Below are 17990 nucleotides of genomic sequence, written 5' to 3'. Positions count from 1 at the left end.
TCAAGAGAGAGGTGAAAGTTTGATTTCTTGTGGAATACCAAAGTAACTGGTAAATGTGAGTTCAGTGCTATCACCTGAAACGTTATATTTTACTTCGCTATTTTTATTAGTAGGTTGCCATTTCCCATTGATGATGACATTGATAGTAACGGCAGTTGCCGCTTTCTGGCGTGTCATATTTAAATCAGGTGTTACTGCACTAATTGTCAGTGAATTTCCTTGATGATGAGTCATCACAATTGCGGGTTTATCAACCTTTTTGATCCATTTATCTTTAATTGAAGCAGATTGATAAAAAGCATATCCCGTCACATTGCTGAGTTTATCGTAAATAATATGAACATCTTTATCTTTACGAAGAACCTGATATAACCCATTATTTTCACGGAATTTCTCTGCCATCTCCCTCATTTTTTCAGGAGTCGCATCTAAAAAGACCATATACTCATAACTGGAATCTTTAGGTTGAACGCTGTGATCAATCCACGCTGAACTGAAGTTTCCTTCCGTTGGCTGGCGATTTTTATTTTCAGCCGAGGTCTGGTGTTGGCGACTGATATTGACTTTTTCTGCTTGAGTAATTAAATAACCATTGCCGTTGCTATCCATTAACCAATCACCTTGTTTAAGTGTTGCTTGATAAGGAAAAGCTTCAACTTTTTGCCCATTAATCCAAATGGCGTTTAATTCAGGTGTAATAGCATGCTGGAATAGGGTGGTTTCAACATTTTTATTTTTATCACTACTATTTATATTGCTACCAATAAAAATTAAGTGATTATCCGCCGCTAATATGCTCTTTTTCGCGGTGAAATTAGGATCAAAACGCTCAAGGTTAGTAGGATAAATAAGATCAAATGCCATCATGCCATATTTACCATCAAGAGCAGATGTACCACTAAATCCACGTTCTCCACGTTGCATTAACGTATGAGGTTTAGGACTGTCTAGCTCTTTAAGAGGAAGATGGATCGTGGTTGCTCCTGGCATTCTATTCCAATCCCAGCCTTCTTGTTGATAACCTTGTGAAAGCTGTGAGCCATTACTGACTATTTGGGCTACACCATGGCTTTGGTAACGGCCATAGCGGTTATCTTTGTTATAAATTTCAGATGACCAAACATTGGTGTTATAAGCTTTCAGTGTCACCATTTTATCTTGCCAGCGATGAATACCAAAAGCACCGCCATTAAAGGCATAGAAGCCTTGTGGCAAGGTTGCGGGAGCAATCGTTTCGCCAAAAATAGCACTCGACTCACTTTGCGTTTTATCACTAATCGCAAGATAAATAGAAGCGAGCTTTTTATCTGGAGATGGTTTTGCAGACATAGCAAGCCAGTAGTAGCCTTGAGCGACAGATTTTAACGATGGAGAGTTAAAAGGATGCCGTCCAGCAAGAGGTAATCCGACTTCAGGGTTACTGTAAATCCACGCCGATACCATCGCTTTTTTCAGGTTATTCCAACCGCTTTCACCAACAGCAAAAGGGGTACCGCGTAGTAAATAAATAAGTTGAGAGGCATTTTTAAAGGCAGGGAAAGAGTAACCTGGATAGTTACCTTCATGCCGCCACGCTGTACCATCAGGACGTAAACCATCTTTACTACCTGGTGGTACTTGAGTTAATGCACCAGTAATGTAATGACTGAAAGTATTAACTAAGTTGATGCGTTTCTGATCATCAGGCTCTAGCAGTAATAAAGCTAAGTGCTGACGAGATAAGGTGTTGAAATAGTCTAAATCTGAACTATCTGCTCCTACCTTCATATCAAAACTACTTTTAAACTCTCGTGAATACCATAGCAATGAATCATAAACTTGAGTTTGGAGATTTGCTTCTTTTAAGGCATCAGACATTAATAGTGTAGAAATATACCACCAACGAGAACTGTATCCCCAGTGATGGGTTGTGACTAATGCACTCCCTTTAACAAAGCCTTGATCTAATAAATGCTTTGTCATTAATAAGTACATCTGTTTTAACTGAGCTTTTTGTGTCGGATCTTTTTCAAGAATATAAGCTCGGCTGATATTAAACATTAATGTTGTGTAGTTACCAAGAATGACATAATTATCAAAAAGCGATTTATCTTGAGAATTAAGGTTTTCTGGCTGATAAATAATAGTTTGTTTATCCGTGATCAGATGTCGTCCTTGTATTCCTCCATCAACTAAAACGCGAATATTGAGCGCATCAAAATCACTTTTTAATTTACTAATATTTTCTTCTAGTGCGAGATTTGCCTCTTTTTCACCCCCAACAAATTCATTAATCAGGCGCTGGCGAATAAGATCAATCGCAGCTAAGTTTTCGGGTGTCACTGGCAATTGTGGTTGTACGTTATGAAATTGGATTTCAGGCTCTGATAAACGTGTTTTCACTTGATAATCAGTCCATTGATAGCGAGCATCATCAATAGAAAACATAATACGATCGATATAGATTTCACCTTGGCCCACATTAGACGGGGCTTTAAATCGAATGCTATCAACATTAGCACCCAAAGATCGACCAATGCTGTCTTGAGTACCCTCAGAAGAGGTGTTTATTGCATTTAAGGTCATCTCTCTATTTTCAAGATCGTTATTTAAAGAGATCCCAACAGCACGCCAGCCTGTGAAATTCAATTTTACTTTAAAACCGGCTTGCGCTTCACTGGTTGAATTAAGTTTCTCTCCTAAGTCGATAGTGAGATAGCCATCAATGGGTTTTTCGTTATAAAGCCAAAATGATAAAACCGGTGTAGATGCGCGTCCCCATGCTTTAGAGGCTTCTTTATCTGTTGGTACAATCAGTTTTTTATGCAAAGTAAAGCTACTTCCACCTTTCCATTTCCACAAAAGGGATTGGTTTCCCATAATGCTACGCTTATCAGATAACGTCAGTGTTGAGTTTTTATCTGATGAAAAGTCTGCTAATGGGTTACTTTGCGCAAAATGATAGATTTCTGACTGCATCAGATTTTTAGGATCAAAGGCAGGATTGCTGGTGGCTGCAATCGCATTATAAGGGGCTGATAATAGCCCCAATGTGATAGCCAGTGCAGTAAAGCGAAATATCGGCATTATTTTTCTCCTTAGAAACGCTGGCTAACGGTGAAGCCAATGCGTCCTTCATTGAACTTGTCATAACGCTGATATCCCATTGTTGTACCTAAATTCAACGACTGGGTAATATCGAGATTGGCACCTAATTCAGCACTAATAATGTCACCACCAACACGATTTCCTTTAATATCAAAGGTACTTCCTCCAGTATTAAAATAGGTGAGGCTATGGCGTTGATTAATATTATTGTCACCTGCAATATCTTTGACGTAACGCAGATTAAGGGATGGTGTTAATTTGCCATAAGAGGTTTGATAGCTATTCCATAAAGCAACTGAACCACCTAATTGATTAACAGCGTAACGCTGTCCATGAGTTCGCATGGATAATGCAGATCCTGTTTCTTCCCATGAATCAATATTGAGCCATTGGTATTGGTAAGTCAGCATCGGTTTTATATGGATGAAGTCTAAATCAAAATAAGTTCCAGCATTAATCTGATAACCTAATTGCACACCAGAATAATCACCTTTTGCTTTGGTATTTCCTTGCCATCCGGTATTACCACCAATATCTCGCTCGCTATCAACAGTGTAATAACCAATATTTAAATTACCGTTTAGGAATAATGTGTCACTGTACCAACCGGTGTAAGGCATAAATTCAAAATGGTTAATTTCTTTACTTGCGTTACGTTGTTTTGCATCAGCTTTGGCGTAGTTATAAGCAAAAGAAACCCCAATAAGCGCATCTTGATTAATTTCGTAATCAGTACCAATTTGAATACCAGTGCGGTAGGTGTTGTAACCGTTTATACCGCCTTGATTACTTTGTGTGCCATAACCGTACAGCATATTAGCCCAACTATTCCAGCCGGCTTCTCTCTCTTCAATAGGTAATTGGTTATCGTAGCGTAAATAGCGATGCGCAATATTATTGCGCATATCTTCAACCATGATTAATCCCGCTTGAATATCACTGCCATCAGCGATAGGCGCTAAATCATTCGATAATGCAGCAATATTATTATCGTCATTTCCAGCCGCAACTAATAGACTGAGTGCTTCATCTGAAATTTGACTACGCGTATTATTGAATTCATTTAAAACAGTTGGAATAACAAAATTAGCTGCTGCTAATCCATTTTCATTGACACCACCACGTTCAGCGGCGCTAATAAAATTATTGCCACCTTCATAGCTAATACCATAACGTGCAACTAACTGATTGCCGCTAACTCCTCCGCTAATATTAGGCGGTGTTGTCTCTAACCATGAATCTGTTTTTTCTAATAAAGGTGAAACATCGGGTGCAATTGCATTAGCGTCAGTAACGGTGATACCCGCTTCGTCTTTAATGGCGGAATTTGAAGAAATTAATACGATATCTTTGTTAATGATATTATCGACACTGGTTCCTTTAAAATCTAATTTGGCTTGGCTGCCTTTTTTAAAGGTGACATCACCGTCAACATGGAGAATAGCGTCATCCGTATTGGTATTATCATCAAGGCGGAAAATGAGCTGGCTATTTTCCTTATTCATGAAATTACCTTCCCAGTGGATCGTTCTGTCTTTTCCTTGGATAGTTAAATTGCCATGGTTTTCAATTAACGGAACACCAGTAATTTTATACCCATCAAATAGGGCATTTTGAGCTCCCCCTTGATAAGCAAAATTTATTTTAGTATCAGCATGTCCATTTCCTAAAATATCCCCGTGGATCTCGCCATTGACATCACTTCTAAAACCGGTTTTCAGTGTTCTAAAATCAATCGCTGCGGTTTTTCCACGAATAATGGCTCCGTCTCTTACATAAACACCAGTACCTCGTTTAGGAAAATCACCTTCAACCAATATGGCTGTGCCATTTTCACTGGTTACGTTAGCACCATTTAAGTTGATATTGCTGCTAAAAGAAGCCCCTTGATTTATCTTGATGGCACTTGCTCCATCACCCGTAACGGTAATATTTTTTGTAATTGCTTGAGCTTTGTATTCTGTTGATGAGCCATTAAAGACAACGCCATCACCTTGAGAAACCGTGATATCTTTATTTATTTGAGCGGTATTACCGTCATTAACATTAACCGTTTCACAGATATTTAAAGTGGGATCACATTCTGTCGCCCATGCTGAACCATAAATAGCTGATAAAATAGCAGCGCTTAAAAATAACAATTTTTTATTTTTCACAATATAACTCCATGAACAATTATATGATTTTAATTATTAGAATGTTGCTCGGAATGAAACTTTGAAATAATCCTGAGTTGATTTACTACCATCATTTTTATTTTCAACTCGTTCATTATAATATTCCGTCATGACTCGCCATTGAGGTGATATTTGATAAGCCATTTGTAAGGTATAACGTGTCATATCTTTTTCGATATAAACGCCTTTATTTGTTCTATCTTCTATTTTTCCAAAAATAGATTTACGCATTGATGGAGAAACAATTAATCCTATTGGTGTCGTCCAGTTAACATACATACGTAATTGTTGATTATGGTTTGTTTCTTTTGTGTCGTATTCTTCATGTCGTATTGCTTGCTTACCACCATCAAAATAAGCAACGGTTGTATTGATATTAGGCGTGACAAAATAACGTAGACCAGGTTCAATTTCCCAGCCTAAGTAATCCGTATTTGTGACACCATTACTACGTTTGTCTTCTTTCTTTTGTAAACCAAATAAAACGCTACCCGTTAAAACCCAATCTTTATTAATTGGAAATTGGTAATTGGTTTTTGATTCATAAAAATCAATAGTTAATCGGCTACCATTATCATAGTTAGTGAGATCTTGACGTACTTTTAAACCGGGTTGGATCCAACCATTATTTAATTTAAAACGATAACTACCCTGTAAATCATAACGCTGATAACGGTTCTTATTGTCATGTTCACGTTGACGAAAACCAACATCGAAATACCAGTTAGACTTATCTGGATTAATATTAAAATCTACACGATATCCAGCATAGTTATTGGGTGTATCGTAATCTGCCGTTTCCCAAGAAAACATGGCATTGACATTAGCTGCCTGAGAATGAAAAGAAGTTAAACCTAAGCCAAGAAGAGGTAAAAAAAGAGCAATACGAAGTTTGTTCATGGTATATATCCAATTCTTTATTCGCTTTTATTTGAGTCAATTTTTAGGTGTAGGACATCTTTCCCTTTATTTTATTAAAAGGATTTTTTATATCAGCGAATTGGGTTTATATATAGCGCCATAAAATTATGGCGCAGATATTTTTATTATTTTTCTTTACATGTAGATATTGTTTTATTTAATTTATTGGTTGTTGCCGTAATGAATTCAGTGGCGCGCCAAGAATCTCCTGTTTTTTCCAACCAAGGGGTTAATTCTTCTTTAATTAATTTTTCAATTAAAGGCATATTATCTTTGGCTATATTTTTTATTTGATATGGATCGTTCACATTGTCATATAAAGTATATTTTAATGGTTGTCCATCTTGTCTATCTATAACCAAAGTATGTGTTTTAGTTCTTACGCCTCGTTTGCCGAATGAAGGTTCACCATAAGGAATAAAGAGGTAAAGCTGAGAATTTGCTGTGTCGCCTTTGCCTGTGATTACTCTATCTGCAAGATCGGTACCTTCTACTGAATCAGGTATCCATTCTGATAAACCAAGTAGTCCTAAGATCGTTGGATAAATATCAGGGGCTGACATTAATGCATCGTCCGCGCCTGGTTTAATTTTACCTGGCAAACGAAACATCATCGGAACACGCATGGATTCTTCATAAGGATTATTTTTGGTTGCTTGCCCATTGGCACCTAAGCAACTGCCATGATCAGAGAAGAAAACGACGAGTGTATTATCAGCAAGACCTTGTTTTTCTAATTCATCTACGATACGACCAAATTGTTCATCAACACCGTTGACCATAGCCATATATTCTTTGAAATATTGGGGTCCATAGCCTTCTTGATATTCAGTATCCCACTGCACATTAGGGCGTGTATTTAGCTCTTTTGACGTTTTACCTTGATAAACATCGAGGTATTTTTTCGGTACCTGATCATAAGGTGAATGAGGTGGGTTCATTGAAACCACTAATGCAAATGGTTTTGAATTATCTCTAAATTGATTGTTTTCATTTTTGAGGAACTTGATTGCCATGTCAGCTTCATGTTCAGGTCCCCATTGATCAATGTAAATTGGTTTATCTCGAGGGGTATCGTTTGCCCAATACATTGGTTTTAAATGTAAATCATAAGTACCATAAGAATACCAAAAATCAAAACCATGGCGTCTATCTGGTGCTGCCCATTCATTCCAATAACGACCTTCCATTGGGTTGTTGTAACTTTCAATAAACGGTTCATAAGGCGCATCAAGGTGCCATTTACCGATATAGCCAGTGCTGTAATCGAGTGATTTTAAAACATCCGACCAACATTTTGCATAAGGCGATAAATCAATACCTACTTTGCCACCATAGTCATGTGCATTTCCGGTAATACCATTACGTACAGGGTATTGACCGGTCATAAACATGCCACGAAATGGAGAGCAAAGAGGGTAGTTTGAAGCCATTTGCGTCATTACTTTGGCTTGCTTCGCAAATTTATTCAAATTAGGTGTAATTGACGGATCTTCCCCCATAAACTGTAATGCATGAGCACGCATTTCATCGGGAAAAACAATTAATAGGTTAGGGGCATTTTCTGGACGCGATCGCGTGTTAGAAGTCGAACTCCCTGAATTAGCAATAACAGGGGTAGAAACAGTCATTGCTGCACCGCTGGCTGCGAGTCCTTTGATAAAAGTTCTGCGGGAAACAGTCATTGCTTCCTCCTATTTTACGTTTACTTTCGAATTGGTGTCTTTTATCTTATTTATACTTTTGTATAAGATCAAAAAGTAAGTTAACGAAAGATCAAGAATTGAAAGGGAGATCACATAATGATGTCAAATTGTAAGCAATTTGACAGCTAAAATAGGAGTTGGAATATTGTTAAGAATAGATTAACTTTTTATTGTTTAATGTATTATTATGATTTGTATGGGTATTTCGTGTTTTGTGATGACGGTAGCAAAAATACCTAAGGACCTCCATTTTTAGCAAGATAGTTGGATAATAGAAAATGTAAGCATTTTTCTTTCGTTTGTTTTCATTGTCCTTTAATAACCCACCAGGATGTGCCTTTAAACTCAAAGTGTTTAACCACCTCCATGCCTAATTTTTGATGTGCTTTTAGTGAGCGAATATTTTCGCTATTAACAAATGCGATGGGGTGCCCGCCATGTAAAGAACAGATCTGTTGGTAGAGATCTTTTAATATTGACTTTCCTCGGTGCGATTGATCAATACAAACAGGACCGTAAAACCAATTGTTTTGCGTTATGTCCGGAAAGAGTTGGTTAATAGCTTGAGCAATTGGGGGGAGCGAAAAAGAGGTAACGGGAAAGCTAAAAACAACAGCAACAATATTTTCTTGGTCAAGTGCAACAATGGCATTAGTGCTACTTTGATACATCGCCTCAACTTTATTTAGAGGGTATTCACCATATAATCCACCTTGCTGAGATTCAGAATTTTTCTGTAATAATCGAGCTACTGCACTAATATCTTTAGCCGTCATTTTTTGAAGTATATAATTCATTTTTTATTCCTTTTTGCTCTAATTTATAAATCTAGTATATAAAAAATAAGGTATATTACAAAAAATATATTAAAAACACTAAAGTTAAACTTATCAATTTTTTGGGGTAATTTATTTTTTGTTTATTAGCAATTAAAAGTTTTTTATAAAGAAGCAGTAATGTTACTTAAATTATTACTGCTTTAATTATAAAGTTCTTTTTTATAATCTGATTATAGAAAATAAAATGGTTTACCAACCATAAGCTAATCCACCGCCAATGATAATTTCTTTTTCACTATTAATGGATGAGTTTAATCGAAACGCAATATCGTTATTGGGTTTATATTGTACGCCTCCGGCAAATGCCGTACCTGTTCGATAATTACTAATACCAATTCCGCCACTTAAGGTGTGATGAGAAAGGTAAGGAATGCTAGTCATTGCAACAGATGAAGCAATACCAGCAAATAGTTTTTTTTCTAACGCAATAATTTCTTTGTCTAAATTGGCAATTGAATCAGTGATTTCAGCCTGTCTTTTCTTATAATAATGATCAAAATCATTAACATGGGTTTTAAGAGTACTGATATCTGTACTGACAGTTCTCTTTAGCTGATTAATAGTATTATTTGTTGCTATTCTATTTTTATCGACCATTTTTTTAGCCTGAATAAGGTTAACGGCATCAGTGTTATTTTTACCATCACTAATATTAACTAATCGAGAAGTGTGTTTATTTTCAATGTTTCCAAACGATACTGTATTTTCTTCCGTTGCTAATGAATTAGGACCAATAGCAACAGAGTGTGTATTTTTAGCTTGGCTATTTGTTCCTATTGCAATTGAACCGTTACCCGATGCATTACTTTGGTCACCTAATGAAATACTAGGAATATTAACGATTATTGATTCTTCTTTATTTTCTTTTGTTGAATTTGTGTTTGAATAGGAGAAGTTTGGAAATAAGAAAACAATTAAAAATAATTTTTTAAATAACATTTAATTTAATCCTTTAATGATCTTTGGTGGTGTAAATTAATGCTAAATGATTACTTTTCTCATCACAAATAAAACATTCTGTATTTACTCTTAAAAATAATTTCAAATAAAATACTAAGCTATTTAATATTTGATTAATAGTGATAGCTATTTTAAATTTATTTTTATAAAAAAAACTGCACCTTAATTAAGATGCAGTTTAGGATAAAAACGTTATTAGTGTTTTTTTCTAAACGCAAAAGCAACAGAGATTGCTTGTAGTAAACACATTGTTGAGGTTTGAGAACGAAAGGTTTTTATTTGAGCTTCTTTTACCGTTAAACAAACATCGCTTAAACTCGCTAATGGACTAATTGGACTATCAGTAACAATAATCTGTTTCGCTTCTTTGTAAGTTGCCATTTCACACATTTTTTGCATTTCATCTGAGTACGGATGGAAATGGATGCCAAAGAGCACATCACGATGTGTAATATTTCTTAATTGCTCTTTGTACATTCCTCCTAGACTGTTGACAAAAACAGTCTCACAAGGGATATGTGAGAGAGCATGAAAAAAATAACTTGCAGCACTGAATGAGTGATGAAAGCCACAAATATAAATTGTGTCAGCATGTTCGAGCAATTGTAATGTTTTATTTAACATTTCTCTGTGAGTCTGATTGGCTAATTGTTGCAATGAATGGCTATTGGCTTGAGCAAATTCCTGCAAAATATAGGCTGGCTCATTCAGATTAGGAGGCTCCTCTTTATATTTTTGTTTATAAGTTAAATTTTCATTTTCATTTACCATTTCATTCATCAAGTGATTTTGAAATAATTGTTTCATTTCATTAAAGCCGTTGAAATGAAATGCGTTGGCAAAACGAATTAATGTCGATGGAGGAACATTTGCTTTATCTGCAAGGATCGCAATTGTATCAAATGCCACACTGTTTTTATTATCAAGTAGATAATGTGCAACCTGCTGTAGCCTTTTACTTAATCCATTATAGCGGGAGCGAACTTGTTCCTGTAGTTCATTCAGATTTGTTGCAGTAGACATAGTGCCCTCAATAAAAATACTCTTGTAATTGTAGTGTTTTTTGCGTGGCATTTGAATGTTTTTAGCTAATAATAATTAAAATGAAATCTAGAGTTAATTCCAAGTTAATTAACGACCTAAAGGTAATTATTCGATGTTTAAAACTCTATTTTATTTATTTTTTATTAATTTTATTATAATTTGGCGAAATTAATTTTCTTTATTTTGAGTTAAATGAAATTATTGTTTCATTTAACAAAGGTGTGGTTAATAATGATATTGCCATCATTTGAGATGATTTATTTTATTTGACCTTACTTGTTTTGTATTATTGAAAATTTGGCTTAGATTGTTATTTTCGTTTATCCATGTTGTCTCTATTTAAAATGTGAAGTGTTTTAATATCTTTGTGCGCAATGATTGATATTTATAATACGACGCTTGTTTTATTTGTTAATGATAGTAATTTATCACTATCTTAATTTAAATTTATTTTTATTGGTTGAAATTTTCATATGCAAAACGATTACCCGTGGATTAATTTATTAATGCACTATTTTCACGAACATTACTCAGAAATGATGCCTGTTATATTTTTTGTCTGTATTGTTGGTATTATTTTTGGTGTTGTACGTGAAATGCGCTGGTTATCCGTTTTTTTTACACTTCCTCTAATTATTATTGTATTTTGCTTAATAAGTTCTAATTTAGGATAAGTGAAAAATACAATTGTTTTTATAACTAGACAATTGTTGTATTGATCTTATTTCGTTTCGTATTTTTATCGTTATATTTATTTTTTATTATGTCTATAAGCATCTACCAATACTCCTATCTGACTTTAAAAAACTGATCCAACCATGTCATTGATTATATAATCAACAGAGTGACTAATAAGAGCTCATTACTTATTGATTATTATTGATAATGATAAGCAAATTATTTGTTGAATTATGGACTAACAATTTATTCTCAATAAACTAAACTAGATAACATTATTTTAATGAATTAGAAACGATTGGGCTTTTATTATGCAATGGCGAAATAATACGTCTCGCTACGGGCACGTGTCACTCCTTTTACACTGGGGGATGGCGCTTACTGTCTATGGCATGTTTGCTTTAGGGCTGTGGATGGTGACGTTAGGGTATTATGATAGTTGGTATCATTCTGCACCTGAAATACATAAGAGTATTGGTATTCTTTTATTTATTATTTTGATTGTGCGGGTGATATGGCGTTGGATCTCTCCACCTCCTAAAGCCTTATCAAGTTACAGTAAATTGACTCGTATTAGTGCACATATTGCACATATGCTTTTATATTTAATCTTATTTTCTATTCTGATCAGTGGTTATTTAATTTCGACCGCTGATGGACAAGCTATATCTGTATTTGATTGGTTTTCTGTACCTGCCATTTTTACTGGGGAGGCCGAACAAGCAGATTTAGCCGGTGATATTCATCTTTATTTAGCTTGGACCGTGGTTTTGTTATCGCTATTACATGCTGCTGGTGCATTAAAACATCACTTTATTGATAAAGATGTCACGTTAAAACGCATGCTAGGAATGCGAACTAAATAATTAAACTTATAAAATTAATTATGGAGATAACAATGTTTAAGAAAGCTTTATTAGGTTTAACTGCAGGTGCGTTATTATTTAATGCAAGTACCGCTTTGGCAGCAGATTATGCTATTGATAAACAAGGTCAACACGCATTTGTACAGTTTCGTATCCAACATTTAGGTTATAGCTGGTTATACGGCACTTTTAAAGATTTTGATGGTACCTTTAGTTATGATAAAGAAGATCCATCAAAAGACAAAGTGGATGTCGTGATTAAAACAGGAAGCTTAGACACTAATCACGCAGAACGTGATAAGCATTTACGTAGTGCCGATTTCTTTAATGCAAGCAAATATCCTGAAGCGCGATTCGTCTCAACCAAAGTGACTCGTGATGGCGAAAACTATGTCGTTACAGGTGATTTAACATTAAATGGTGTGACAAAACCTGTTTCATTAAATGCCAAATTAATTGGTGAAGGTACTGATCCTTGGAAAGGTTACCGTGCGGGTTTTGAAGCAACAGGTAAAGTGAATCTGAAAGAGTTTAATTTTAAATCAGACTTAGGACCAAAATCACAAGAAGCCGAGTTAATTATCTCTGTTGAAGGTGTAAAAAAGGCGTAATTAAATGCTTTTTGTAAGGTAATAAACCCTCTTATTACCTAGATGATTTATAAACCGATACCTTAACGTATCGGTTTTTTTATGCACAATTATGATGAATGATCTTATACTTAAGGAATAATTTTTATTTTTAATAGGACTAATATTTATTTTGAGGCTTTATTAATTTTTAGTCAGTGTAAAGAATGATCATAATAAAGAAGTCATCTATTTATTTAATGGGAAAGAGTCATAATGAAAAAATTACGTCATACTTTTTTGGGTACTCTACTTATATCGGGTCTTTTCACCGTAGGCATTACAGATGCTGATGCATGTACTCGACTTGTTTATTTAGGAGACAATAACCAAATTATCACGGCTCGTTCAATGGACTGGAAATATGACATAGGAACAAATTTATGGATATTTCCACAAGGAATGCAACGTTCAGGAGAAGCTGGTGATAACTCGATAAAATGGACATCTAAATATGGAAGTGTGATTGCATCTGGTTATGATATTTCTACGACAGATGGCATGAATGAAAAAGGTTTAGTGGCTAATTTATTGTGGCTGGCGGAATCTGATTATCCGGCATATACCAAAGAGAAACCCGCTATTTCGATTTCTGCATGGGCACAGTATGTGTTAGATAATTTTGCTTCAGTCGAAGAAGCTGTGAATGCATTAGACAGTGAGCCTTTTATTGTCCTGACAGATAAAGTTCCTGGGCAAGATAGAATGGCGACACTACATCTTTCGCTTTCAGACGCAACGGGGGATAGCGCCATTATTGAATATATAAATGGTAAGCAAGTGATTCATCACAGTAAAGAGTATCAAGTGATGACGAATTCCCCTATTTTTTCAGAACAGTTAGCGTTGAATAGTTATTGGCAACAAATCGGTGGAACCGTGATGTTACCGGGGACTAATCGTGCTTCAGATCGTTTTGCCCGCGCTTCTTTTTATGTGAATGCCATTCCTAAAGCGCAATCGAGTAAGAAATCGCTCGCTAGTGTATTTGGTGTGATCAGAAATGTATCTGTACCTTATGGATTAAGTACGGCTGAATCACCTGAAATTTCATCCACACGCTGGAGAACGGTGGCTGATCATAAAAATCAATTATATTTTTTCGAATCAGCATTATCGCCGAATACCTTTTGGGTTAATTTAAAGGAAATTGATTTTTCAAAAGAGAGTGGGAAAGTAATGACATTAGCATTAGGTGAAGAGCAATCGATAATCTATTCAGCTAACGCTACGAGTCATTTTAAACCCGCAGAGCCTTTTAAATTTCAAGGATTAGATAATATACCTTTAAATAACTAGCTGAGTATTCACAATATCTAATATGAAATTATCCGCAATATTAAATGTGATAGAGACATCTAAAGTGACAAGAAAAATGATGTCTTTATTACTTATCTTAAATGGTATTTTTATCATTTACTCCATTTTGTTGTCTCGTGGCATTTATCTGGATTGGGAAATCCATGGCTTTTCAGCATGGCTTAAATCCTTAGGTGTATTAAAACTGCTCGATATACCAAAGGTCATGTTAGGTTGCGCATTAATTTTTCTTTCAATATTTATGTATCTTGGCGCCAGAATTGCGTGGTGTGTTTCTTTGATTTTATTAGCCACTATTGTTTTTCTTGATGTCGCGGTTTATCAGCAAATGGACTTTCAATCCTATTTTTCTTTTATTTTAGTGATTGGGTTGTTAATGAGTTGGCGTGCATTTCCACATCATAGTTTAACTAGTGCTGGTTTTGTGGCTTTTATTTGCATCCTTTCTTTGCTGTTATTCTCAATGCTAGGAAGCCTTTATATTGGTGAGGAATTTAAACCACATATTACAACGCTGATGGATGCGTTCTATTTTTCTATTGTCTGTATGACGACACTAGGATTTGGCGATATTGTGCCAATTAGCACGAATGCACGTATTTTTACCCTTACTGTTGTTATTTTGGGAATAACTGTTTTTACGACATCCATTGTGTATGTTATGGGCTTTCTTGCGCGAGGTACTCGCGATATTGTTAAGAAAAGGATCGCTAAAATGCATAATCATTTTATTATTATTGGTTCATCGGCATTAGCGTCACAATTAGAAAAAGGATTAAGAGAACAAGGGAAACCTGTTATTGCGATTTGTGCCGATAAAAGTAAAGCCTCTTATGACGCACAAGCTAATATTATTGAAGGTGATCCAACTACTCTTAAAACATTGGTATCTGCCAATATCGCGAAAGCGAGTTGGGTTGTGACTTTATCTGAAAGTGATGCAGAAAATACTTTTATTTTGCTGACTATCCAAGAATGTTCTAATGTTGATGCCAAATTGATCACCATTATTAATCAAGATGAAAATAGAGATAAAATCAGTCGGTTACGCCCAGATATGTTGTTTTCTTTAGCATCATTAGGCAAAGAAATTATGATAAAAGTGTTGTGTGGTGAATCTATTTCATCCTCTGATGTGACTGATTTGCTGTTAAACAAATATTTAAAATCATAATTTTGATAAAACCTTCTTTACGAAAGATAATGATTGCAATAAGATGTATTTAAAATGCATCTTATGAGGGGTTGAATGATGGAACTTGTCAGTTATAAAACAATGCCAGAGTGGACTCGTACATCCATTCCTTTAGCTTTATTAGAACGCCACAATACAAAGGAAGGCACTTATGCCCAAATGCGAGTATTGCAAGGTAATATGACATTTGTTGTTTTTAATGATGATGGGTCACAAATTTCAGTTGAGTGTGATACTGAAAATCAGCCACCTTTAATTCAACCTCAACAGTGGCATAAAATAGATAAAACAAGTGATGATGTCTGTTGCCAACTCTCTTTTTTATGTGCCCCTGAAGATAAGCTATTTAAAGAAAACGACTTATCATTACCGCATTCAGAAATACGCTATATGGCAACGTTTACTCAACCTTGTAAGGTGTTAGATTTAGGTGCCGGTCGTGGTCGAAACAGCTTCTATTTAGCGTCTAAAGGCTATAATGTGACGGCATTAGATATTAATGCTTCACATATTGATGCGATTGAAACAGTTAAAACTAAAACAGGTTTAGCAGTAAAAAGTGGCTTATATGACATTAATGACGCTTCACTTAATGAAAAATACGATATTATTCTTTCAACCGTTGTATTAATGTTCTGCCAACGGGAACGTATTGAAAGTATTATTAAAAATATGCAGGAATGTACCAACTCTAACGGTATTAATGTGATTGTTTGTCCTGTTGAAACGCCGAATAGTGATCCAGCTGAAATTCCATTTAAAACCTTTTTACGTCCAAACGAATTAGCTGATTATTATAAAGACTGGGATGTGATTAAATATAATGAAGATCCAGGGCATTTACATAAAACAGATGCAAATGGCAATCGGATCGCCTTAAATTTTGCTACGTTAATCGCACGTAAAAAATAGCTAAAACTATCATCTCTTTTAAATACCCCAAACAATTGGGGTATTTTTTTATCTGATCTAGCGAGTTTTATTAATGTGGTGATTTATCACTTTTAATGTCAGGGACTTGGTCTGATTGTTCTTTTTGCTCAGACTTTTGTAATATCCGTTCTAATAAAACCGTATAAATAGGGCGCCCACCTAAGAGTTGCGCCAACATGGTTGCACCTAAACAGGTAATGATCATCGGCAAGATCAGTTGATAATTATCCGTCATTTCTAATACGAGGACGATCCCTGTTAGAGGAGCCCTTACCGTTGCAGCAAATAAAGCCCCCATTCCTGCTATAGCAAACGTACCAATTTGAATTTGATAATCAGGGAAAAGCAAGGTTGCTGTTAATCCGAATGCACTCCCAAATAGTGTACCTAGTGCCAGAGTGGGAGCGAATATACCGCCAGGAGCACCAGAGGCAAAACTGATAATGGATGTGATGGTTCGTAAAACAAAGAAAAGCAATAACGCAATAAGGGAATATTCTCCCGTACTGAGAGCGGGAATAATACTAAACCCACCTCCTGTTATTTCAGGAATAATTAATGCTAATAGGCCACAAGTCCCTCCGATGATGCCACCGGTTAAAACAAAGCGTGATGTTTTATCTTGATAGAAATGCTGAAATTGGGTTTGAACATAGAAAAGTAATTTACTGAATATAACGCCAATAATGCCAAATAACATACCTAAAACTAAATATAACCAGAGCGTATTTAGTGGTGCGGATGAAAATTTACCGATATGAATAACACCACCTTCACCATTAAATAGGCGAAAAACAATGCAAGACATAATAACGCCAATAAAGACCGCTTTAATTGAAATAAGACTGTATTTAAACTGAGGTCGCATTTCCTCAATAATAAATAAAATACCAGCCAGAGGGGCATTAAACGCTGCCGTTAATCCTGCAGCAGCTCCTGTCGCTAATAGTGTATGGCATGACTCTTTATCTTTTACTCGCGAAATGTCATTGACGAGTTGACCGATATTGGCGCCCAATTGAACTGTTGGACCTTCTCGCCCTAATACCATACCAGAACCTAAAGTTCCAATACTGGCAATAAATTTTATGGGTAATACTCGCCACCAACGAACAGGACGAATATCTATCATGGCACCTTCAATTTCAGGTATTCCTGATCCCCCTGATTCGGGTGAGAATTTCTTAACTAAATAATATCCCACCATTGCCAGAATAGCGGAAAAAAGTAATGTACAGATCGCTAGAATATAAGGATTAGTAAAGGTTTTAATAAATTCTTCTTGTCGAAAATGAATCACCCAACTAACACTTTTTTCAAATAAAACACCGACTAATCCAGCTAAAGAGCCAACCACAGCGGATAATAGCAGGATTTTTAGTGGAGCAAGGTTGGTTTCTTGCGTTTTTCTGAACAGATTAAAGCGTCGTTCATTTTGGGCGTTCTGTGTTGATTTATGATTATGCATAACTTTGATTGAAGTATTGTAACGATGAACCTAATGATAGCGTAATTTAATAATGAAGTGATATTTCTCACATAACTAAGTCAATTTTAGAATTAGTCGTTTTTTTTTCTAGCATATTTTCTCTTTTTCATCTTTAGTGTAATTGATAACAAAAAATACATATTTAG

Annotated in this window: 13 protein-coding genes; 5 read left to right on the top strand and 8 right to left on the bottom strand. The window is 35.4% G+C overall.

Going from position 1 to position 17990, the window contains the following annotated elements; genetic code table 11:
* From DK865_RS11070 to DK865_RS11040, 7 genes are all read right to left on the bottom strand, one after another.
* Positions 1–3066 carry a chondroitinase family polysaccharide lyase gene (locus DK865_RS11070; protein ID WP_109391934.1) on the bottom strand — a complete coding sequence of 1022 codons (3066 nt, stop codon included), beginning with the start codon at positions 3064–3066 and terminating at the stop codon, positions 1–3.
* Between the two features lie 11 nt (positions 3067–3077).
* Positions 3078–5243, bottom strand: coding sequence for an autotransporter family protein (locus DK865_RS11065; protein WP_109391933.1), 2166 nt, complete (start codon positions 5241–5243; stop codon positions 3078–3080).
* A 36-nt stretch (positions 5244–5279) separates the two neighbouring features.
* The gene (locus DK865_RS11060) at positions 5280–6164 is read right to left on the bottom strand and encodes an OmpG porin family protein (protein WP_109391932.1); all 885 of its coding nucleotides are present in this window, start codon (positions 6162–6164) and stop codon (positions 5280–5282) included.
* A 146-nt stretch (positions 6165–6310) separates the two neighbouring features.
* Entirely contained in the window at positions 6311–7870 is a 1560-nt protein-coding gene (locus DK865_RS11055; RefSeq protein ID WP_109391931.1) for a sulfatase-like hydrolase/transferase, read from the bottom strand.
* A 326-nt stretch (positions 7871–8196) separates the two neighbouring features.
* Entirely contained in the window at positions 8197–8688 is a 492-nt protein-coding gene (locus tag DK865_RS11050; protein ID WP_109391930.1) for an N-acetyltransferase, read from the bottom strand.
* Positions 8689–8919: 231 nt separating this feature from the next.
* Entirely contained in the window at positions 8920–9669 is a 750-nt protein-coding gene (locus DK865_RS11045) for a YadA-like family protein (protein WP_023581454.1), read from the bottom strand.
* Between the two features lie 216 nt (positions 9670–9885).
* Positions 9886–10713, bottom strand: a complete 828-nt coding sequence (locus DK865_RS11040) for a MurR/RpiR family transcriptional regulator (RefSeq protein ID WP_069367652.1) — start codon at positions 10711–10713, stop codon at positions 9886–9888.
* 1010 nt (positions 10714–11723) lie between these two features.
* On the opposite strand from DK865_RS11040, the gene DK865_RS11030 reads away from it, so the two are divergent.
* The 5 genes from DK865_RS11030 to tehB all read left to right on the top strand — a co-directional run bounded on the left by DK865_RS11030 (position 11724) and on the right by tehB (position 16334).
* A complete protein-coding gene (locus DK865_RS11030; RefSeq protein WP_036912403.1) occupies positions 11724–12278 on the top strand; it encodes a cytochrome b in 555 nt (184 codons plus the stop codon).
* Positions 12279–12310: 32 nt separating this feature from the next.
* Entirely contained in the window at positions 12311–12889 is a 579-nt protein-coding gene (locus tag DK865_RS11025; protein WP_109391929.1) for a YceI family protein, read from the top strand.
* 231 nt (positions 12890–13120) lie between these two features.
* Positions 13121–14206, top strand: a complete 1086-nt coding sequence (locus DK865_RS11020; protein WP_109391928.1) for a linear amide C-N hydrolase — start codon at positions 13121–13123, stop codon at positions 14204–14206.
* A 79-nt stretch (positions 14207–14285) separates the two neighbouring features.
* Positions 14286–15401, top strand: coding sequence for an NAD-binding protein (locus DK865_RS11015; RefSeq protein WP_228407770.1), 1116 nt, complete (start codon positions 14286–14288; stop codon positions 15399–15401).
* Positions 15402–15479: 78 nt separating this feature from the next.
* Positions 15480–16334 (top strand): SAM-dependent methyltransferase TehB, encoded by an 855-nt coding sequence (tehB, locus tag DK865_RS11010; protein WP_109391927.1) that lies wholly within the window; start codon positions 15480–15482, stop codon positions 16332–16334.
* A 70-nt stretch (positions 16335–16404) separates the two neighbouring features.
* On the opposite strand, the gene clcA is transcribed toward tehB, so the two are convergent.
* The gene (clcA, locus tag DK865_RS11005; protein ID WP_109391926.1) at positions 16405–17823 is read right to left on the bottom strand and encodes a H(+)/Cl(-) exchange transporter ClcA; all 1419 of its coding nucleotides are present in this window, start codon (positions 17821–17823) and stop codon (positions 16405–16407) included.
* Between the last annotated feature and the right edge of the window lie 167 nt (positions 17824–17990).

The organism is Proteus cibi, assembly GCF_003144405.1.
In the GTDB taxonomy this organism is placed as follows: Bacteria; Pseudomonadota; Gammaproteobacteria; order Enterobacterales; family Enterobacteriaceae; genus Proteus; species Proteus cibi.
Note: the sequence above shows the minus strand (reverse complement) of the source record. Positions and strands in the feature narration are given on the sequence as shown.